The sequence below is a fragment of the Pseudonocardia wallangbongensis genome (assembly GCF_054486945.1).
In genome coordinates this window covers 370,215-390,238 of sequence record NZ_JBRERS010000001.1, presented here as the reverse complement: position 1 = coordinate 390,238, position 20,024 = coordinate 370,215, and the positions used below count along the sequence as shown (strand labels likewise).

The 20,024-nt window shown below is 73.8% G+C and carries 15 protein-coding genes; 8 read left to right on the top strand and 7 right to left on the bottom strand.

All coding sequences use genetic code 11. From position 1 onward, the window contains the following. Nucleotides 1–67 precede the first annotated feature (67 nt). Nucleotides 68–3,103 carry a DUF3604 domain-containing protein gene (locus ACU436_RS01880; RefSeq protein WP_459020914.1) on the top strand — a complete coding sequence of 1,012 codons (3,036 nt, stop codon included), beginning with the start codon at nucleotides 68–70 and terminating at the stop codon, nucleotides 3,101–3,103. On the opposite strand, the gene ACU436_RS01875 is transcribed toward ACU436_RS01880, so the two are convergent. The 4 genes from ACU436_RS01875 to ACU436_RS01860 form a co-directional block, all read right to left on the bottom strand. Continuing rightward, nucleotides 3,040–3,969: a DMT family transporter gene (locus ACU436_RS01875; RefSeq protein WP_459020912.1), complete on the bottom strand. Its 930-nt coding sequence runs from the start codon at nucleotides 3,967–3,969 to the stop codon at nucleotides 3,040–3,042. The two genes, ACU436_RS01880 and ACU436_RS01875, sit on opposite strands and share 64 nt — an antisense overlap. A 109-nt stretch (nucleotides 3,970–4,078) precedes the next feature. Further along, nucleotides 4,079–4,570, bottom strand: coding sequence for an Lrp/AsnC family transcriptional regulator (locus ACU436_RS01870; RefSeq protein WP_459020910.1), 492 nt, complete (start codon nucleotides 4,568–4,570; stop codon nucleotides 4,079–4,081). A gap of 95 nt (nucleotides 4,571–4,665) precedes the next feature. Then, nucleotides 4,666–5,148: a CAP domain-containing protein gene (locus ACU436_RS01865; RefSeq protein WP_459020908.1), complete on the bottom strand. Its 483-nt coding sequence runs from the start codon at nucleotides 5,146–5,148 to the stop codon at nucleotides 4,666–4,668. 72 nt (nucleotides 5,149–5,220) lie between these two features. Beyond that, nucleotides 5,221–6,399, bottom strand: a complete 1,179-nt coding sequence (locus tag ACU436_RS01860; RefSeq protein ID WP_459020906.1) for an aminotransferase — start codon at nucleotides 6,397–6,399, stop codon at nucleotides 5,221–5,223. 108 nt (nucleotides 6,400–6,507) lie between these two features. Here ACU436_RS01860 and ACU436_RS01855 point away from each other — a divergent pair, with 108 nt between their 5' ends. After that, nucleotides 6,508–7,503, top strand: coding sequence for a rod shape-determining protein (locus ACU436_RS01855; protein ID WP_459020904.1), 996 nt, complete (start codon nucleotides 6,508–6,510; stop codon nucleotides 7,501–7,503). Between the two features lie 1,436 nt (nucleotides 7,504–8,939). Here ACU436_RS01855 and ACU436_RS01850 read toward each other — a convergent pair. Then, complete coding sequence (locus tag ACU436_RS01850; RefSeq protein ID WP_459020903.1) at nucleotides 8,940–11,888, bottom strand: FtsW/RodA/SpoVE family cell cycle protein; 2,949 nt, start codon at nucleotides 11,886–11,888, stop codon at nucleotides 8,940–8,942. Between the two features lie 31 nt (nucleotides 11,889–11,919). Further along, a complete protein-coding gene (locus ACU436_RS01845; RefSeq protein ID WP_459020901.1) occupies nucleotides 11,920–12,933 on the bottom strand; it encodes a serine/threonine-protein kinase in 1,014 nt (337 codons plus the stop codon). Between the two features lie 223 nt (nucleotides 12,934–13,156). Between ACU436_RS01845 and ACU436_RS01840 the strand changes: the two genes are divergently transcribed. From ACU436_RS01840 to ACU436_RS01830, 3 genes are read left to right on the top strand one after another with little or no spacing between them, the layout of a single operon-like run. Beyond that, nucleotides 13,157–14,104 carry an EamA family transporter gene (locus ACU436_RS01840; protein WP_459020899.1) on the top strand — a complete coding sequence of 316 codons (948 nt, stop codon included), beginning with the start codon at nucleotides 13,157–13,159 and terminating at the stop codon, nucleotides 14,102–14,104. A gap of 58 nt (nucleotides 14,105–14,162) precedes the next feature. Further along, nucleotides 14,163–14,870 (top strand): GntR family transcriptional regulator, encoded by a 708-nt coding sequence (locus ACU436_RS01835; protein WP_459020897.1) that lies wholly within the window; start codon nucleotides 14,163–14,165, stop codon nucleotides 14,868–14,870. A 2-nt stretch (nucleotides 14,871–14,872) separates the two neighbouring features. Then, nucleotides 14,873–15,775 (top strand): NAD(P)-dependent oxidoreductase, encoded by a 903-nt coding sequence (locus ACU436_RS01830; RefSeq protein ID WP_459022590.1) that lies wholly within the window; start codon nucleotides 14,873–14,875, stop codon nucleotides 15,773–15,775. Between the two features lie 27 nt (nucleotides 15,776–15,802). Here ACU436_RS01830 and ACU436_RS01825 read toward each other — a convergent pair whose 3' ends face one another. Then, the gene (locus tag ACU436_RS01825; RefSeq protein WP_459020895.1) at nucleotides 15,803–16,675 is read right to left on the bottom strand and encodes a LysR family transcriptional regulator; all 873 of its coding nucleotides are present in this window, start codon (nucleotides 16,673–16,675) and stop codon (nucleotides 15,803–15,805) included. Between the two features lie 84 nt (nucleotides 16,676–16,759). On the opposite strand from ACU436_RS01825, the gene ACU436_RS01820 reads away from it, so the two are divergent. The 3 genes from ACU436_RS01820 (at nucleotide 16,760) to ACU436_RS01810 (ending at nucleotide 20,020) form a co-directional block, all read left to right on the top strand. Continuing rightward, nucleotides 16,760–17,455, top strand: coding sequence for a CoA transferase subunit A (locus ACU436_RS01820; protein ID WP_459020894.1), 696 nt, complete (start codon nucleotides 16,760–16,762; stop codon nucleotides 17,453–17,455). Next, nucleotides 17,452–18,108 (top strand): 3-oxoacid CoA-transferase subunit B, encoded by a 657-nt coding sequence (locus ACU436_RS01815; RefSeq protein WP_459020892.1) that lies wholly within the window; start codon nucleotides 17,452–17,454, stop codon nucleotides 18,106–18,108. Before ACU436_RS01820 ends, ACU436_RS01815 begins: the two co-directional genes overlap by 4 nt. A gap of 61 nt (nucleotides 18,109–18,169) precedes the next feature. Next, entirely contained in the window at nucleotides 18,170–20,020 is a 1,851-nt protein-coding gene (locus tag ACU436_RS01810) for an ABC transporter ATP-binding protein (protein ID WP_459020890.1), read from the top strand. The last annotated feature ends 4 nt before the right edge of the window (nucleotides 20,021–20,024 follow it).

The window sequence follows — 20,024 nt, the reverse complement described above, 5'->3', positions numbered from 1 at the left end:
CATTCGCTCGCACCTAGCGTGCGAGCGGCCCGCTCGCTCAGCTGAGGTAGATCGGAGGGAGAAAGCAGTGGGGCACGGACACGGGCATGGCTGCGCGGCGGATCATCATCGCGGGGAGTACACCGACCGGCAGCGGGCCGACCTGGATCTCGTGCTGGCGTTCAACCACCGGCTCGCGCACGCGGTGGAGGGCTGCGTCGACATCTCCGCCACGATCGCCGCGCTCGACCCGGACCCGCTGCGCTACATGTGGGTGGACGAGGGCGCCGGCCGGATCCCGGCCCAGCTGGAAGGGGCCGCGGCCGTGCTGGACGCCGCGCCGCACCTGGCCGGCCAGACCCGTGGGGCCGCCCGGCCGCTCGCGGGCAGCCGCAACGCCGCGCGGCCCACCGTCGCGACGGCCGGTGGCCGCACGCTGGTGGCCTGGCTGGAGTGGGTGCCCGACCGCGGCGACCGGCTCGTCGCCGAGCTGGACGGCGAGACCGCGGTGGTGGTCGACGGGCCCGAGGACCTGTTCCGCCCCACCGCGGCGATCACCGCGGACGGCACGCCATGGCTGCTGTTCGGCCGCGCGCCAGCACCAGCCGTGAGTGGATACGAGGGCTCCGGCACTCGTATCCACTCACGACCTTCCGTCGGGGTGTGGGCGAGCCGGTTCGAGGGCGGCACCGGGTGGACCGAGCCGGAGCTCGTGAGCACCACCGACGGCCCGTCGTTCAACCAGGAGGTGCTCGCCCACCCCGACGGCAGCCTGCACGTCTGCTGGCAGGGGCGCACCGGTGCCGGCTTCGGGATCTTCGCCCGCCGGTTCGCCGGTGGCTGGGAGCAGCCGTGGTGGGTGAGCGAGGGCGCCACCGGCAACGCGTGGGACCCGACCCTGGCCGCCGTTGCGGAGGGGATGGCCTACGCGTGGTCGGAGTACGACGGCGGGAGCTACGCGATCGTGCTGCGCCGCGGCGAGGCGGCCCGCAGGCTCACCGGCGGCACCGACTACGCGCTGCACCCGAGCCTGGCGACCACCACCGACGGCCGCCTGTGGTGCGCGTTCGACGTGATCACGGTGCACGGCCACGGCGGCAGCGGGCCCACGAAGCTGCGCCCCCGCGCGAGCCGGGCCGAACACACCGACGGCATGCGCGCGCCGGGCGACAGCGTGCCCCCGGAGCTGCTGCCGGAGGTGAGCGCCGGCATCCGGGTGGTGTGCGTGGCCGGCGACGAGCTCGTCACGCCGCCCGGCGAGCTCGCGCCCGGGCTGAACGTCGTCCCGTCGGCGCTGCCCCGGCTGCAGGCGACGCCCGACGGCGGCCTCGTGGTGGGCTACCGGGTGCACCGCCAGCTGCCGCTCATGACCTACTACTGGGAGGCGGCGGCGCAGGTGCTCGGCCCGGACGGCTGGCTGCCCCCGGCCACGTTCACCGGCACCGACGCCACGCTCGAGGAGGTGTCGCTCGCGGACGGACTCCTGGTCACCCAGTCCGACGGCCGGCTGGACCGCGCCCTCGGCTGGACGGAGGGGTTCGGCGGGCGCGAGTGCCCGTACCTCGCCGACCACCACGGCGCGGTGATCTGGCACGGCGTGCACGGCGCCGGCCAGGTCGTGCTGGCGGAGGTCGGGTCGGCGGGGCCGGCGGCGACGGGTGGTGAGCGGGCCGCCGTGATCAGCTCGGACGAGCGCCGCGAGGACCGCCGGTGGGTGACCGGTGAGCCGGCCGAGCGGTACGAGGCGGCGGGCTACACCCTGTACTGGGGTGACCTGCACCGGCACTCGCTGGTGAGCAGGTGCACCTCAGGCGACGAGCCGTCACTGGAGGACTTCTACCGCTACGCGTGGGACGTCAACTCCTACGATTTCTGGGCGGTCACCGACCACGCCGAGAACTCCACCGCGTACCAGTGGTGGAGCCTGCAGAAGATCGCGGACCTGCTGCACGTGCCCGGCCGGTTCGTGCCGCTCTACGGCTTCGAGTGGACCTCGGCCGACACCGGCCACCAGAACGTGATCTACGGCGATGTGGCGCGGGGCGCCCCGATCTTCTCCGCGTTCGCCGAAGGCAGCACCACGCCGGACGGCCTGTGGCGGGGGCTGGCGGAGCACCCCGAGTACCCCGCGATCACGATCCCGCACCACCCCGGCTCGGCGATGGTGCACAACGACTGGGACTACCACGACCCCCGCTACAGCCGGCTGGTCGAGGTGTTCCAGGCCTGCCGCGGGAACTACGAGTCGCAGAGCTGCTTCCGGCAGTACTCCGACGGCACCGCGGGCGGCACGTTCACGCTGGACGGCCTGCAGCGCGGGCACCGGTTCGGCCTCATCGCGTCCTCGGACCACGGCCACGGCGCGAGCTACGTCGGCGTGCTCGCCCGGTCGCTCTCCCGGGCCGACGTCTTCGAGGGGCTGTGGTCGCGGCGCACCTGTGCCGCCACCACCCGCGGCGTGCTCGCCGACCTGCGGCTCGGCCCGCACCTCATGGGCTCGGAGGTCACCTGGTCCGGACCGCGCCCGCTCACCGTGCACGCCCGCGGCTACGCGGAGCTGGCCCGGGTCGACATCCTGCGGGACGGCGAGGTCGTGCACAGCGTGCGCGGCGAACCCGCGCTGCGGGACGGCCACGTGCGGGTCGACCTGCGGGTCGAATGGGGCAAGGCCGACGTCACGATGTGCTGGGACGGCCGGCTGCGGGTGACCGGCGGCGGCCGCCTGCTGCTTCCCGAGTTCGTCGGCCCCGAGGTGGTGGCGATGGACGAGGACGAGGTGGCCTGGGAGCACGTGACGCACAGCTTCGGCGAGCCGTACGGCGCGCAGCGCGGCGGGGTGGAGGTGAGCGTGTGCGGGCCGCCCGACGCGGTGGTGCACGTCGAGTGCGGGGGGCGCACGGTGGCGTTCGAGCTGACGAAGCCGGCCGCCGGGGCCGTCGTGCTCGACGACGAGCTCCCCGGCGAGCTGGCACTGCAGCCGGCGGTCGGCGCGCTGCTGGGGCTCGGTGCGCACGAGCTGGACGTGCCGCTCGTGGACGACGCCACCGCACCGGCGTTCTACTACGCCCGCGTCTTCCAGGTGGACGGTGAGATGGCCTGGTCCTCGCCGATCTGGGTCGGCTGACGCCGGGTTACGACCACCAGCCCGCCGAGCAGCAGGACCGCGCCCGCGGTGACGGAGGCCGACGGGCGCTCGCCGAGCACCAGCACGGCCAGCGCGGTGGCGACCAGCGGCTCGACGAGGGAGAGGGTGCCGGCGGTCGCGGCGCTGACGCGGCGCAGCCCGGTCACGAAGAACCAGTAGGCCGCCGCCGCGGTGACCGGGCCGAGCCAGAGCACGAGCGCGAGGGTGCGCGGCGCGGTGAGCTCGGGGAGCGCCGGCAGGGTCCACGGCGCGAGGACCGCGCCCCCGACCAGGAGCGTCACCGCGACCGCCGCCGGCATCGCGGTGCCCTGCCGGATGAGCTGCTTCGCGGACACGGTGTAGACACCGAAGCACCCGCCGGCCAGCGCCGCGAGCGCGATGCCCACCAGGTCGACCTGCACGCCGCCCGCCGGGATCACGAGCACCGCGCACCCGAGCACCGCGCAGACCGTGCCCGCCGTCCAGCGCCGGGACAGCGCGGTGCCGAGGGCGATCCGTTCCGCGAGGCCGGTGGCGACGGGCGCGACGCCGAACGTCACCGCCGTTGCCGCGGCCGCGCCCGTGGTCGCCACCGACATCAGGAACGCCGCCTGGAACGTGGCCGTCGCGGCCGATGCCGCGAGCAGCGAGGGCCACCGGCGCGCGGTCAGGGCGCGCAGGGACGCCCGGTCGGTCGCGAGGACGGCGGCGGCCAGCACCAGCCCGCCGAGGAGGATCCGGGCGCCGCCCAGGGCCGCCGGTGCCACGGTGGGACCCGCCAGCACCTGCGCGGGCCCGACGGTTCCCCAGAGGGCCCCGGCCGCCAGGACGAGCAGCACGCCGGATCGCTGGTCTCGTTGCTCCACACCACGGATGTTGCGCGCAACAACGGTTGGTCGGCCGACAGATCGAACATCGTTCGGGAGTGGCCCCGTCGGCGGCTCGTCGTTCGATCGGGAGGCGGCCGGGCGCCGATCAGCCGGACGACGTTCGGCGATCCCGCCTCGTGGTGTCCGGAAGTTCGGACTGCTCCCGCGGCTGGACGTAGTCGAAGACGACCGTCGTGCGGACGTCGACGAACTCCTTGCGCCGCGCCAGCCGGTCGAGGACGAAGTCGCGGAGGTACTGCGTGCTCGGAACCGCGACGTGCACGAGGACGTCCTCGTTCCCGGTCACGACGAACACGCCAAGGGTTTCCGGGAGGGCGGCCATGCTGTCGCGGACGTTCTCGATGGCCTCGCGGGACTGCGGCCGGATCCGGATCGAGATCAGGGCCTGGACGTCGCGTCCCAGCTCAGCCGGGTCGACGGCGGCGTGGAAACCCGTGATCACCCCGCGCGCCCGCAGCGCCCGGGTGCGCTCGAGGGCGGTGGACGGGGCGACGCCCACCGCGTCCGCCAGCTCGCGGTTCGTCTGACGCCCGTCGCGCTGCAGGCGGCGCAGGATCGACTGGTCGAGCGCGTCCACGACGGCTCCCTCCCACGCGCCGAACGTCCTTCGCCCGGCACTCGGCCGACCGGCGGATCTGCCGACGATCGTTCGGCGATCCTGCCAGCCCCGGCTCAGCCGCCGAAGTCCTGCACCCAGTAGTCGCCGTCGGCCGCGTAGCCGACGCCGACGTGCGTGAACGCGCAGTCCTCGATGTTCTCGCGATGCCCGGACGACCGCATCCACACGCCCATGACCTCGGCGGCGCTGCGGTAGCCGTACGCCAGGTTCTCGCCGGTGACGCTGTCGTAGCCCGCGGAGCCGATCCGCTCACCCGAGGTCGTCCCGGCGCGGTCCTCGTGTTCGAGGTAGCGGTGGCGCGCCATGTCCGAGGCGTGCTTCTGCGCGACTGAGCGCAGCCGCTCGTCGGCCTTCACGGGGGAGCAGCCGGCCTCCTCCCGGACGGCGTTGGTCCGGGCGATCACGTCGGCGGCGAGGCTCTTGGCCGCGGCTGCGGCGTACGCGGCGGGTGCGGCCGCCGCGCCCCCGCCGAGCAGCAGGAGCACGACGAGTGAGATGCCGAAGAGGGTGCCGGAACGGGGCCCACGCCTGACCATGGCGGAAAGCTAGCAGCGCGGTTCCGACCCGAAAGAGAGCTCCGGACGTCGCCCGGACGGGAGCTCAGAGGCTCACGCCGAGTGACGGGGGACGGCGTTGCCCACCGCGGTGAGGCGGCCGGCGAAGTCGGTGAGCGCGTCCCGGTCGGCGTTGCTCAGGCTGACCCGGAGCGTGCCGCGGTCGTCCGGGAGGAAGGCGGTGCCCGGGATGACCAGCGTGTCGTGGTCGACGACGAGCTCGCGCACGACGTCCTCGGTGGGCCGTCCGGGGAAGGGGTGCCGCACCCAGCCGAACAGGCCACCGCAGGAGAGCAGCTCGAAGCCGCCCGGCCGGTCGGCCATCAGCACCTGGAACCGGTGCCGCCGGTCGGCGATCTCCCGGGCCCGTTCCCGCCGCCATTCCCGCGCTGTGGTGAGGCCCGCCCATGCGGCCTCCTGGCCGATGCGGGGCGCGCAGATCGCGACGCAGTCGAGCAGCTTCGCCACCTCCCGGCCCAGCTCCGGCGAGGCGACCAGCGCGCCCACCCGGTAGCCGGGGATGGCGAAGTCCTTGGAGAAGCTGTGCAGGCTGACGACCGTGCGGGTCCAATCCGGGTCGGCGAAGAGCGCGTGCGGAGGTTCGTCGGTGTCGCGGAAGGAGCGGTACGTCTCGTCGAGGACGAGCGCGACGTCGTGCCGCGCCGCCACCTCGGCCAGCGCCGCGATCCGGTCCGGCGGCACGGTCGCGCCGCTGGGGTTGCCGGGCGTGACCACCACGACGGCCCGGGTCCGCGGGGTGATCAGGGCTTCTGCGGCCGCCGGCGTGGGCACCATGTCGGGCCCGGGTTCGAGGTACACCGGCACGATCCCGTTCATGCGCAGCCACATGTCGTGGTTGAAGTAGTAGGGGAGCGTGAGCACCACCTCGTCGCCCGGTGCGGCGAGGGCCGACGCGACGAGGCAGAACGCCTGGTTGCACCCGGCGGTGACGACCACGTGCTCGGGCCGGACCCGCCCGCGGTACGCGGCGGAGAGCTCGTCGGCGAACGCCTCGCGCAGGTGCGGCAGCCCCGCGATGTCGACGTAGTCCCCGCCGCGCGGGTGGCGGGCGGTCGCGACGACGTGCTCGAGCACCTCCGGCGCGGCCGGGTACTGGGGCGCCGCCTGCGACAGGTCGAGCAGGTCGCGCGCTCCGGCCCGTCGGTCGAGGAGGGCGTGTGCCATTCCGATCGGCGAGTCGGTGGCCTGGACCACCCAGTGGTTCAACCGCACCCCGGGGAGGGTACGGACCGGCGTCGGCGACCGATCGGTAGCCGCGTACTAACGCCGCCGTCGTCGAAGCCGAGTCCATCGCCGACGTGAGTCGTGGGGGAGGGCGGCGTGTCGGACCTCGGGATCGATCTCGGAACGGCCAACACCGTCGTCTACGACGTCGCACAGGCGATCGTCTACGACGAGCCGTCGGTGCTGCTGCGGCGGCGCAGAGGTGGCCGGCGGGGCGTGCTCGTCACGATCGGGCGCGAGGCCGCGGAGCTGCTCGGCCGGGTTCCCGCCGGCATGGAGGCGACGCGACCGCTGCAGGACGGGGTGATCACGGACCTCGACACCGCGCGGTCCTACCTGCGTGCGGTGGTTCGGCGTGCGGTGTCCAACCCGGTGCACCGGATGCACGGGCGGGTGGCCATCGGCGTGCCGGCGGGCGCCACCGAGCTCGAACGGCGCGCGCTGCTCGCCGCGGCGGACGAGGCCGGGATGCACCGGGCGACGGCCATCGACGAGCCGATCGCCGGCGCGCTGGGCTGCGGGATCGACCCGATGGACCGGCGCGCCCACATGGTCGTGGACGTCGGCGGCGGCACGGCCGAGGCCACCGCGTTCTGCTATGGCGGCGTGCTCACCTCCCGCTCCTGCCGCGTCGCGGGCGACGAGATGACCGTGGCGCTCTTCCGGCACCTCCGCGAGCACCACCAGCTCGTCGTGGGCGAGCGGACCAGCGAGGAGATCAAGATCCGGATCCGGATCGAGACCGAGCCCAGCCTGGCGGTGCCGGGGCTGGACGCCGGGACCGGTCACGCCCGGCTGGTGACGATCCCGGTCGCGGAGATCGCGGAGGTGATCCGGCCCATCACGGAGGAGATCATCCAGACGCTGGCGGCGGCGCTGCACGACCTCCCGCCCGACGCCGCGAGCGACATCCTGGCCGATGGGGTCACCGCCTTCGGCGGAGCCTCCCTGACCAGGGAGTTCGACCAGCGTCTCGAGGAGGCGCTCGGCTTCCCGGTGAAGATGGCGGACAACCCGCTGACCTGCGTGGCCGAAGGCGCCGCGCTGAGCCTGCACGCCCCGGGTGTCCTCGACGCCTTCGGCTGGCGGTAGGAGATGCGCTGCCGAGCCCCGGCCGTAGCGAGCGGAGGTCGGGTGTTGCCCGATTGCCACCGGCCGGCGTTCGGTGATCAAGGGGACGAGGTTTGCCAGCCGATCTTCGGTTGCGACCATGAGCCCGTGGTCACCGCCGCCCGGGCCCAGGACCGGTGGTCGGTGCGCCGTGATCGGCGCGATCGGGACATGAGCTGCATGGGTGCAGGTCATGTCCCGATCCTGCTGATCAGGGCGATCGTGGAGGCCACCCCGAGTACCGGCTCGACGGGAACGCGACAACACCCTTCGATCCGCCCGCCCGCCGATCACCCCTGCGGTTCACGAGCCCTCCGGTGGCGCCCCCCGGGCCGTCGCCGGCCGGGCCGGTCGCGGCGAGCCGCACGTCACGGTCGCGACCACCGCGCTGATGTGCGGCTCGGGCCGATCACGGACCGCGAGCAGCACCCCAGCGTGGTCACGGCCGCAGCGGGGTGCGGGTCGGATCGATCATGGGTCGCACCGCTGCGCGGTGCGGGCGTCCGCCAGGGGGCCGCTGTGGTGGGCGCGCCGTACCCGACCGGTCGCTGCCTGCCCCGCCGCCAGCCGCCGGCCTCGCGCGCGTTCGCTCCGGTTCGTCGGCTCCGTCGCCTGGGGTGGGTGGCTGGGTTGGGTGTACTACCGGATCCAGAGGTTGCGTTGGCGGCCGTCCCCGACGTGGGGGCACGCCGGTTCTGGACGAGCCCGTTGCTGCCGGGTGCGCGCGGACTATCCGGTGGTCCGTCCCCACACCCACCACGGCTGCGGCGAGAGTCCCGGTGCGTTCCGCGGAACCGACCCGCGCGTGGGTCCACCGGCTCGACGTCGAGTCACTGCCCCCCGGACAACTCGAACGCGGTGCCCCGGGGCGGCACGTAGCTCAGGGTGGGGGTCGGTGCCGCGGTTCGGGACCACAGGACAGTGGCGTGGGCACCCGGCGGTGACGGTCTCGTCCGCCGGCGGGCGTGCCCCCATGTCGGGGTGCGGGTTGGATCGATCACGGTCGCACCGCTGCGCGGTGCGGGCATTCGCCGGGGGGCTGCTGCGGTGGGCGCGCCGTACCCGGCCGGCCGCTGCGGGCACGCCTCCCGTCGCCGGCCTCGCACGCGTTCGGTCCGATTCGTCCTCGGCCAGTCGCCTCGGGTGGGTGGCTGGGTTGGGTGCACTACCGGATCCTGGGGTGACGTGGGCGGCCGTCCCCGGTTGTAGGGCACGCCGGTCCGCGACGAGCCCGTTCCTGCCGGGGTGCGCGCGGACTATCCGGTGGTCCCTTTCCCGCACCCACCACGGCCTCGGCGCGGGATCGGGAGCGGAACCGGACCCGAGTGATCCACCGGCTCTGCATCGAGTCCCTGTGCCCCGGACAGCTCGAACGTGGCGCTGCAGTAGGTCGGCGCTCTTCAGCGCGCTCCCAGACCTCACCCGGTCGGTTGCTGCACGGGCCCGGTCGCGAGCAGCTCCGCCCGGTGGTCGGTGTAGTACTGGAGCGCGCCCGCCACCACGCCCTTGACGTTGTTGCCGCCGGTTCCGGGGCCCTGGACGACGGCCGTGACGACCACGCCGGGATCGGGTACGGGCGCGACCGCCGAGAGCCAGTTGTCGTAGGAGCTGTCGGGCAGGCTCCCGTCCTGCGCCGTTCCCGTCTTCCCCGCCACCGGGATCGGCAAGCCCGAGAGCTGCGCCGCGGTCCCACCGGTCACCGCACCGCGCATGCCGTCGCGGACGGGGCCGAGCTCGCCGGCGAACGGCAGCGGGGCCGGCGGCGGGACGGGCAGCGCCGTGTAGGTGCTCCGGGCGGTTCCCGTGGCGAGCCCCAGCCGGGGGGTGACCAGCTGCCCGGTGGCGATCGCGGCGGTCCACCGGGCGTTCTGCAGCGGCGTGGTCTGCAGGTAGCCCTGCCCGATGCCGAGGATGACCGTCGACCCGTCGTACCAGTGGCCGCCTGCCGCGGCGACGGACTCGGGGGTGCCGAGGTAGCCGGGCGACTCCCCGGGTAGGTCGATTCCGGTCGGGGCACCGACGCCCAGCGCGCGGGCGGCGTCGATCACCGGCTGGGGACCGAGGGCGTACGCCAGCTTGTAGAAGTAGACGTCGTTCGACCACGTGATCGCCTGGACGAGGTTCATCGGGCCCATCGCCCGCCAGTTGCCGAACGTGTGGCCACCCAGGGTGAAGCTCCCGCCCGTCGGGATCGCGCGACCCGGCGGGAACACCGGGTCCAGGACACCGGCCGTGGCCACGACCAGCTTGAACGTGGATCCCGGTGGCAGGGCCGCCTGCGTCACCTTCTCCAGCATCGGGTGACCCGGTGCGTTCGCCGCGGCCTCCAGCGCGGCGCCGTCGACCGGGGGACCGTAGAGGCTGTTGTCGTACGACGGGAGGCTCGCCATGGCCAGGACCTGCCCGTCGCGGGCGTCCATCGCCACCGCCGCCGCGACCCCGCCGCGCAAGGATCCCGCGCGCAGCGCCGCATCGAGACTCCCGGTGAGTTGCCGCTGCAACCCGACGTCCAGGGATGTCCGCAGGTCGGCGCCGGGGGTCGGCTCCACCCGCTCGGCCATCGTGATCGGCACACCCGTCGGGTCGACGTACACGCACTGGCGCCCGTTCACGCCGCGCAGGAGAGCGTCGTACTGGAGCTCGAGGCCCGCTCGGCCGACGAACTCCCCCGATGGCAGGTCCGGCCATCGTTCTGTCTCCTTCGGCGTCGCGAGGCCCACGAACCCGAGCACGGGTCCGAGCAAGGTGCCCGTCGGGTAGGTGCGCCGGGGCGTCGGCAGAACCATCACGCCGGTGGGGCCGGCGGCGGCGACGGCGCCGGCAACCGGTCGGGGTACCTCGGCCACCGCCAGCGAGAGGGTGGTCGGGGGGACGCCGTCGAGGGCGGTGCGGAGCTCGTCGACCGGCCGCCCGACGAGCTCCGCGAGCCGGGCGAGGTCGTCCGGGCGGGATCGGACGATGTTGGGTACGGCGCGGACCTCGTAGGTGCCCGCGTCCGTGCTCGAGGCGCTCATCGCGAGCGGGGCACCGTGCCGGTCGGTGATCGTTCCGCGTTCGGCGGGGATGCGGACGCAGCGGGTCATCTGGGCCTCGCCGGCCGCCGCGAGCTGCGTCCCGCGGTCGGTGAGCAGGGTCCAGGCGTACTGGGCGAACAGCGCGAGGAGCACGGTGAGCCCCAGGGCGATCGCCCGAACCAGCCGGGGCCGCCTGCTGCGCCAGCGCGACATGACCCAGAGCCGTCGCCGCGCTCCGTCGCGCCGCACACCGAGCGCGACGCCGAGTGCGGCCAGGTGCACCACCACCGCGGTGCCGCCGTAGCTGACCAGCGGGAACGGCACACCCGCCAGCGGCAGCAGGCCGAGGTTGCCCCCGGCCGACACGATGACCTCGACGCCGAACAGCGCCGCGAGCCCGCCCGCGACCAGCGCCCCTCCGGCCGGCCGGAGCGTGCGGGCGGCCAGCGCGAGCCGCCAGATCAGCACGACGGCCGCGACGACAGCACCCGCCGCGGCCACCAGCCCGTACTGCTCGACGAGGCTCGCCAGCGCGAGGTCGGTCTCCTTCTCCGGCAGGTACTCGGCGAGCAGGCCGGTCAGCGGATGGTCGGCGCGGCCGAAGAGCGAACCCCAGCCCATCGCGATGTGCGACTGGAGCACCGTCCAGCCGGCCTGGGTCGGTGACTCCTCGGCGCCGACGAGGAAGCTGCCGAGCCGCTGGAGCTGGTAGGGGCGCAGCAGGCCGACGGCCAGGGGCGCGGCGATCGCAGCGGCCCCGAACAGCGGGACCAGGAAGCGCGCCGGCACCCGCCCGACGATCAGCATGGTGATCGTGAGGGCGAGCAGGAGGAGCGTGGTGCTGAGGTCCGGCTGCAGCACGGTGAGGCCGATCGGGACGGCGGCCAGCGCGACCGCGAAGGCGAACCGCTGCCACGGCGGCTGGTTCGAGCCGAGCGTCACGGCGAGGGCCAGGAGCAGCCCCAGCTTGGCCAGCTCCGACGGCTGGAAGGTGAGCTCGCCGACAGCGATCCAGCGCCGCGCCCCGTTGAACGTCACCCCTGCGACGTACACCGTTGCCAGCAGCGCAACGGCGGCGATGTAGGTGCCCCAGCACAGCGCCGTCAGCACCCGCATCCGAAACTGCCACAGCATCACCAGCAGCACCACGCCCACCGCGGCGATCGTCGCCTGCCGGACCGCCATGTCGACGCCGTCGACGGCGTAGAGGTTGGCGAGCCCGAGACCGACGAGCACGACCGCCGCGAGGACGGCCACGACGTCGAACGTGACACCGCCGGTGTCCCGGCGTCGCATCGGTGCCCGCTCGGGCTCGTCCGGTACGGGGTGATCGCCGTGCTCCGCGACGAGCATGCCGTCGCCCCCTCCCACGTCGCTCGGCTCGCTAGTTCGTGCACGCACCGGGTTCCGGGACGTTCACCGGGACGCTCGCCGCGGTGGCGGGCAGGTTCGTGACGGCCACGACGGCCAGCGCGCCCGCTGGGGGGAGCGCGACCGTGCCGACCGCGTCGGCACGGTCGCCCTGCGGCGGCACGGTGACCGTCCCGCCCGGCACGGTGACGGCCTCGCCGGTGCACCGGTCGAGGATCCGGAGCTCCCAGGTGATCGTCTGCTCTTCCGCCTGCGGCCGCACCACCACCTGCGTGCGCAGCGCGCACCCGGTGCCGGGCGCGCACGGCTGCACCGGCCGGAGATCGACCCTGCTGATCGTCCCCGCCGCCGCAGGCCCCGGGGGGAGGACCGGGGGCAGCGCCGTCGGCGTGCCCGTCTCGCCGGCCGCCGATCGGCCCGCGTCGAGCACCGCCTGCACGTCACGGACGATGCGGTCCTGCAGGAAGGCGATCTCGACGGCGACGATCGCGACCAGCAACACCAGCGACAGGACCCACTTCCAGCTGCGGGTGACGAGCGCCCGGGTGCGGGCACGCGGGGTCCGGCCCGGGCGGTGCCGGCGCGGCGGGGTGTCGGGGGCGACGGTCTCCGGTGCATCGCCGGCCACCAGCGCGACCAGCTTCGACAGCTCGGCCCGCGCCCGCGCGCCGTCGGGCGCATCGGCCTCGCGCAGGATCGCCGCCGCGAACGCGAGGCGTCCGTCCGGTGCCCGCGCCTCCGCCAGGGCCCGATCGAGTGCGGGGACCGGTGCCCGGTGGGTGGCCGCCCTGAGCTGGTCGAGCCCGGCCGCGGCGGCGAGCCTGGCCCCGTGCGTCCCGGTCGGGTGGGAGCCGGCGACGCGGGCGCGGCCGTCCGGCCCGACGCGCACGTCCGCCCCGGGAACGGTCTGCGGATCTTCGAGGGCGGCGAGGAGGTCCGTGCCCAGCGCGACGGCCTGGGCGGGGGTGAGCCGCGCGACCGCGAGCAGCCGCGTCAGGCCGACGTCGTGGATCGCGGGCGCCGGCACGTGCGTGCCCCTGGCGGGTCTCGGGCGGGGGTGCGTCCGCTGCAGCACCAACCGCCCCGAACCGGACCGCATCATGGCCCACCTCGCTCGGACCGGCCGGAATCAACCCCTCGCACGTCCGACAATTGCACCATGAAAATGAATCCTGAACCGCCGATCGGGCCGGTGCCGGTTCCCCCGTCTGCCGGGGAATGCGGGCCGTGTCGCCCTGGTTGTTCGCCACGTGCTGGGGGGACGTACCGGGGGCGGGGTTGCGCTGGCGGTGGTGTCCGCCGTCACGTTCGGGCTCTCGGGGCCCTTCGCGAAGGCGTTGACGGACGCCGGGTGGTCGGCCAGCGGTGCCGTGCTCGTCCGGATCGGCGGCGCCGCGGCCATCATGCTCGTGATCCTCGCGTTCACCCGCCCGGGCGTGCTCGCCGCGCTCCGCGCCGACGCCCCCGCGCTGGTGCTCTACGGCGTGCTCGCGGTGGCCGGCGTGCAGGTGGCGTTCTTCAACGCGCTGCTCTACGTGCCGGTCGCGATCGCGCTCCTGCTGGAGTACCTCGGCCCGATCCTGGTGCTCGCCTGGGTGTGGCTGGTGCGCCGGCAGCGGCTCGGTGCTCGCACGATGTCCGGTGCCGTCGTGGCGCTCTTCGGGCTGTCGCTGGTGGTGCAGGTCTGGACCGGCGTGGAACTGCGCTGGGAGGGCCTGGCCTGGGGCCTCGCCGCGGCGGTGTGCCAGGCGTGCTACTTCCTGATCGCCGACCGCGCCGGCAGCGCCACCCCGCCGCTCGTGCTCGCCGGCATCGGGATGACGGTGGGCACGGTCCTCGTCGCGTTGCTCGGGCTCGCCGGCGTGCTGCCGATCGTGATCGACACCGCCGCCACCGGCGTGGTCCTCGCGGGCGTCGACGTCAGCTGGGCCGTGGCCGCCACGCTGCTGGTCGTCGTCTCGTCGGTGATCGCCTACCTCGCGGGCGTGGCCGCGATCAGGCGCATCGGCGCACCCCGCGGATCGCTGGTCGCGCTGCTCGAGGTGGTCGCCTCCGCGGTGGCCTCGTGGCTGCTGCTCGGCCAGGTGCCCACGCCGGTGCAGGCGGTGGGCGGGGCGCTGATCCTCGGCGGCGTCGCGATGACCCTCACCGCCCACCGGCCGATCACGGCCGCACCCGAGGTGTCGCCCGCCGCATGACGGCCGGCTCCCCGCAGACCGTATTACCGTATGCTCCTGCGCGGGAGGGTCCGAGGACATGATGACGGCGGTTCGCAGGGAAGCAGCGCCGTTGCGGACGCAGGTGGTCGGCCTGCTCCGCGACGCGATCGTCGGTGCGGAGTACGCGCCGGGGGAGCGGTTGACCGAGCGCGTCCTGTGCGAGCGGTTCGAGGTGAGCCGCACGGTGGTGCGGGAGGCGCTGCGCCAGCTCGAGTCCGAGGGGCTGGTCGAGATGGTGCCCCAGCGCGGCCCGGTGGTGGCCACGGTGAGCGCGGCCGACGCCGTCTCGCTGTACGAGGTGCGCGAGGTGCTCGAGGCCCTGGCCGGGCGCGCGTTCGCCGAGCGGGCCACGGCGGCGCAGAAGGCCACGCTGCAGCGCAGGCTGAAGTCCTTCGAGGCGGCGCTCGACCGCGGCGATCTGAGGGCGGTCCTCGCCGCGAAGGAGGGCTTCTACGACGCGCTGCTCGACGGGGCGGGCAACCCCGTGGCCCGCGCGACGTTGCGCGGCATCCACGCCCGCACCAGCATGCTGCGCGGGATGACGCTGCAGGCGCCGGGCCGCAGCGACCACACCCGCCGGGAACTGCGCGCGATCACCCGGGCGGCGACGTCCGGTGATCCGGCCGCGGCGTGGGCCGCGTGCGAGGAGCACGTCCGGTCGGCGGCGGTCGTCGCGATGGAGCAGCTGCACGCCCCGGCAATTCAACAGAACGGGCCGGAACAGGACGGGAGGAAGCGCGCGTGACCATGCGGGTGCTGTTCGTGGGTCTCGGGACGATGGGGTTGCCGATGGCGCGCAACCTCGCCGCCGCGGACGTCTGCGACCTGGTCGTGCACGACATCGACCCGGCCAGGGCGGGTGAGATCGCCGGGAGGCGGGTGCGGGCGGGCGAGCCGGCTGCCGAGGCCGGGCAGGCGGACGTGCTGCTGCTGATGGTCCCGAGCAGCGACGTCGTCGAGAAGCTGCTCCTCGGTGACGGTCTCCTGGACGGGCTGCGTCCCGGGTCGATCGTGCTCGACATGAGCTCGTCGCGGCCGGCGAGCACCGTCGCGCTGGCCGAGCGGGCCGCCGGGCGCGACATCCGGTTCGTCGACGCACCGGTCTCGGGCGGCCAGGCCAAGGCGATCAGCGGAGAGCTGTCGATCATGGTGGGGGGCGACGACGACCCGGTCGAGCGGGTCCGTCCGCTGCTGGCGGCGATGGGGTCGGCCGTCCACCGCACCGGGGCCACCGGTTCCGGGCACGCCCTCAAGGCGCTCAACAACCTGCTGTCGGCCATCGGCATCGCGGGTGCCGCGGAGGTGCTCAGCACCGGCACCCGGTTCGGCCTCGACCCGAAGATCATGCTGGACGTCATCAACAGCTCGACGGGGCGCAACCAGGCCACGCAGGTCAAGTTCGAGCCCTTCGTCCTGTCGGGCACGTTCGACTCCGGGTTCGCCCTCTCGCTGATGGTGAAGGACCTGCACACGGCCCTGCAGATCGCCGACGACACGGGCACCCCCACCCCCGTGGCGCGCGCCGTGGTGAACGCAGCGGAACAGGCCCTGGAGAACGAAGAACCAGGTGCAGACCACACGGTGCTAGCAAAATGGATAGCAGAGAAGGCAGGAGTAGACCTGGCCTCCAAACGCGTTGTGGATCCATAGTGCTGTTTTTGGGGCCTTCCAACGACACTATGGCGCCATAACGCTCAGGAACTTCTGCAAGGGCATTTTTTCGTTGTTCGGCCGCCAGATCGTGGCCAGGCCTACCTCGGGTGCTTCGGGGAGGTCTCGTAGGAGCACGCCTTTTCTCGCCGTGGTCGCGGCGGAGGACGGGACCACCGCCAGGCCGATGCCGGCCGCCACCAGGCCGAGCACGGTCTGGACGAGCCAGACGCCGGGCTGCGCGATGCGGGGCGTCACGCCGGCGTCGGCGAACAGGGCGGTGATCGCCGAGTGCAGGCCGGGCACGTCGTGGCGTTCGGGGAGCACGAACGGTTCCTCGGCGACGTCGGCGAGGGCGATCGTGGCCGCGGCGGCCGCGGGGTGGCCCTCGGGGAGGGCGAGCACGAGGTGCTCCGATGCGAGGTGGCGCTGGGCGAGGTCGGGATCGCCCACCGGCAGGTAGACGACGGCGACGTCGAGGCGGCCGTCGCGCACGGCCCGGTGCAGCGCGTCGGGCGCCATCTCCCGCAGGGTCAGCTCGACGGCCGGGTGCGTGGCCCGGAACTCGCGCAGCAGGTCGGGCAGGACACCGCCCACGGCCGACGGGACGAAGCCGACGGCGAGCCTGCCGACCGTGCCGTCGCCGATGCTGCGCACCATCCGGACCGTCTCGTCGAGGTCGTCGAGCAGCCTGCGGGCCTCGGGCAGGAGCGCGGCGCCGGCGGCGGTGAGCCGGATCGTGCGGCGGGAGCGGTCGAAGAGCGGGGCGCCGATCTCCTTCTCCAGGAGGGCGATCTGCTGGCTGAGCGGGGGCTGGGCCATGTGCAGCCGCTGCGCGGCGCGGGTGAAGCTCAGCTCCTCCGCGACCGCCACGAAGTACCCGAGCCGCCGGTAGCGCACGGACCACATCCTATATGTGGATCGTTCCGATCCAGATGATCCAGATGTTGGACGTATGGGTGGCCGCCGTGGTCGGCTCGACCCATGTCCACTCCCGTCGGGCCCGTCGCCCTCGATGCCGCCCTCGACGTCGCCGAGGCGGTCTCGCGCGTCCCGGCCGGGGCCACGGTGATGGTCGGCGGCTTCGGCCTGGTCGGCGCCCCGCTCACGCTGATCGAGGGCCTCCTCGCGCACAGCACCGCCGGGGACCTGACGATCGTCAGCAACAACCTCGGTGAGCCGGGGCGCGGGCTCGGCCGGCTGCTCCTCGAAGGCCGCGTCCGCAAGGCGATCGGGTCGTTCTTCACCAGCAACCCCGACGTCGTGGCGGCGTACCAGGCCGGGCGGCTGGAGATCGACCTGATGCCGCAGGGCACGCTCGCCGAGGCCATCCGCGCCGGTGGCGCCGGGATCGGCGGCTTCTACACCCGCACCGGGTGGGGCACGGCGCTCGGCGAGGGCCGCGAGGAACGGACGATCCGCGGCGAGCCGCACATCTACCAGGAGAGCCTGCGGGCCGACGTCGCGCTCGTGCGGGCCCGGACGGCCGACGAGCTGGGCAACCTCGTGTACTCCAAGACCGCCCGCAACTTCAACCCCGACATGGCCACCGCGGCCGACCTCGTCATCGCCGAGGTCGACGAGGTCGTGCCGGTCGGGGCCCTCGACCCGGAGGCCATCGTGACCCCACACCTGTTCGTCGATGCGGTGGTTCTCAGCGACACGGTGCCGTCCCGATGAGCGACATCCAGAACCGGATCGCCGCCCGGGTGGTCCCGCACATCCGGCCCGGCGCGGTGGTCAACCTGGGCATCGGCATCCCGACGCTCGTCGCGGACCACCTGCCGAGCGGTCACGTCGCGCACCTGCAGACCGAGAACGGCCTGCTCGGGGTGGGCCCGACCCCGGCCCCGGGCCAGGTCGACCCCGACCTCGTGCACGCCGGCAAGCAGCCGGTCACCGCGCGCCCCGGGGCCTCGTACTTCGCCAGTTCGGCCTCGTTCGGGATGATCCGCGGCGGCCACGTCGAGGTCGCCGTGCTCGGCGCCCTGCAGATCGACGCGGCCGGCCGGATCGCGAACTGGGCCATCCCCGGCAAGCCCGTCCTCGGTGTGGGCGGTGCGATGGACCTGCTCGTCGGGGCCCGCACCGTGGTGGTGGCCACCACGCACACCGCGAAGGACGGTGCGCCCAAGATCGTGCGGGAGTGCAGCTTCCCGCTCACCGCCCAGCGGCCGGTGGACGTCGTCGTCACCGAGGCGGCGACGTTCCGCACCGGCCCCGACGGGCTGGTCCTCGTCGACCTGGCCGCCGGGACCGGCCTCGGCTGGGTGCGCGAGCACACCGCGGCGCCGTTCCGGGTGGAGCTGGATCCCGCGGGGACCGCGGCTTAATCGCTCGCAGCTCACCTCCCCCCTTCGCCACGATGGTCACCTCGGGGGAGGGGGAGATCGGATGGGTGCGCCGCGGCGCAGGACGGCGGTGCTGCTCGCGCTGCACCACTACGGGCGCGAGCTGGCGCGCAACCGGCGGGTCGCCGTTCCGGCGCTGCTGCTGCCCGCGCTGGGCAATACCGGTCTGAACTACATCACCCCGCTCATCGTGGCCGCGCTCGCCGCTCGGGTCGTCGAGGGCGGGGAGATCGGGCTCGACGTGGTGCTGCCCTACGTGCTCGGGTTCGCCGCGGTGCACCTGCTGTCGGAGGCGTTCTGGCGCGTCGGCATCCATTTCCTGAACCGCACCGCGGCGGGCGGGATCGAGCGGCTCTACGTGTCCGGGATGAACGAGCTGCTTGCGAAGGACGCCGCGTTCTTCCACGACAACTTCGCCGGGTCGCTGACGAAGCGGGTGCTCGCCTTCGCCGCGCGGTTCGAGGAGGCCGTCGTCACACTCACGTTCGCGGTCGTCGGCAACCTCGTGCCACTGGTGTTCGCGTCGGCGGTCCTCTGGACCTACGACCCGATGCTGGTCGCCGTCCTCCTGGGCCTGATCGTGCTGACCGGCGTGTTCATCGCCCCGCTCGTGCGGCGCCGCCAGGCGCTCGTCGACCAGCGGGAGGCGGCCATCGCCCGGGTGTCCGGTCACGTCGCCGACAGCCTGACGAACATGGAGACGGTGCGCGCGTTCGCCGCCGAGGAGCGCGAGGCCGCCGAGCACCGGGATCGGATCGCCGAGCAGCGCAGGCTCGCGATCCTGTCCTGGGACTACAGCAACCAGCGCATCGACACCGTCGTCGCGGCGATGTGCGTGCTCACGAACGCGCTCGGCCTGCTGGTCGCCGTGGGCCTCGGCCGTGGGCAGCTCGGGGTGGAGGCCATCGTCGTCACGTTCGCGTACTACTGGAACGCCACCCGCGTGATGTTCGAGTTCAACCCGATCTACCGGCGGCTGGAGAGCTCGCTGACCGAGGCCGCCCAGTTCACGGAGCTCCTGCTCCGGCCGCCCGCCGTCCGGGACCCGGACGCGCCGGAACCGCTGCGCGAGGCCGCTCCAGAAGGCGGTGCGGACGTGCGCTTCGAGGGCGTGACCTTCGCCCACGACGGCGCGCCGCCCCTGTTCGCGGGCCTCGACCTGACCGTTCCGAGCGGTGCGAGGTTCGGGCTGGTCGGGCGCTCCGGCGGTGGGAAGAGCACCCTCACGAAGCTGCTGCTGCGGCTGATGGACGTCCACGGCGGGCGCATCCTCGTCGGCGGCCAGGACATCTCCCGGATCAGCCAGGCCGACCTGCGGGGCCTGATCTCCTACGTGCCCCAGGACCCGGCGATGTTCCACCGGACCCTGCGCGAGAACATCGCCTTCGGCCGGCCCGGGGCGAGCGAGGCGGAGATCCGCCGGGCCGCCGAGGCCGCGCACGTCACCGAGTTCGTCGACGCGCTGTCCGACGGGCTCGACACGGTCGTCGGGGAGCGCGGGATCAAGCTGTCGGGTGGCCAGCGCCAGCGGGTGGCCCTCGCGCGCGCCATCCTGCGGGACGCGCCGATCCTGCTGCTCGACGAGGCCACCAGCGCACTGGACTCGGAGAGCGAGATCTTCGTCCAGCACGCCCTGTGGCGGCTCATGGAGGGCCGTACCGCGCTCGTCGTCGCCCACCGGCTCTCCACCGTGGCCCGGATGGACCGGCTGGTGGTGCTCGACGGCGGCCGGATCGTCGAGGAGGGCACCCACGGGGAGCTGCTGGCGGCGCGGGGCGCCTATGCGGCCTTGTGGGACCACCAGTCCGGTGGTTTCCTCGACGAGCTGGACGATCTCGAGGCCAAGAAGATCGACCCTGAGACGATCGACGCGGTCGGTGCGGATCGGCCCTGACCCG

What these genes read in the sequence shown, in the direction of transcription:
- ACU436_RS01810 (WP_459020890.1), top strand. Translation starts at nt 18,170, where the DNA reads ATGGGTGCGCCGCGGCGCAGGACGGCGGTGCTGCTCGCGCTGCACCAC.
- ACU436_RS01865 (WP_459020908.1), bottom strand. Translation starts at nt 5,148, where the DNA reads ATGGTCAGGCGTGGGCCCCGTTCCGGCACCCTCTTCGGCATCTCACTC.
- ACU436_RS01815 (WP_459020892.1), top strand. Translation starts at nt 17,452, where the DNA reads ATGAGCGACATCCAGAACCGGATCGCCGCCCGGGTGGTCCCGCACATC.
- ACU436_RS01850 (WP_459020903.1), bottom strand. Translation starts at nt 11,888, where the DNA reads ATGCTCGTCGCGGAGCACGGCGATCACCCCGTACCGGACGAGCCCGAG.
- ACU436_RS01835 (WP_459020897.1), top strand. Translation starts at nt 14,163, where the DNA reads ATGATGACGGCGGTTCGCAGGGAAGCAGCGCCGTTGCGGACGCAGGTG.
- ACU436_RS01820 (WP_459020894.1), top strand. Translation starts at nt 16,760, where the DNA reads ATGTCCACTCCCGTCGGGCCCGTCGCCCTCGATGCCGCCCTCGACGTC.
- ACU436_RS01830 (WP_459022590.1), top strand. Translation starts at nt 14,873, where the DNA reads ATGCGGGTGCTGTTCGTGGGTCTCGGGACGATGGGGTTGCCGATGGCG.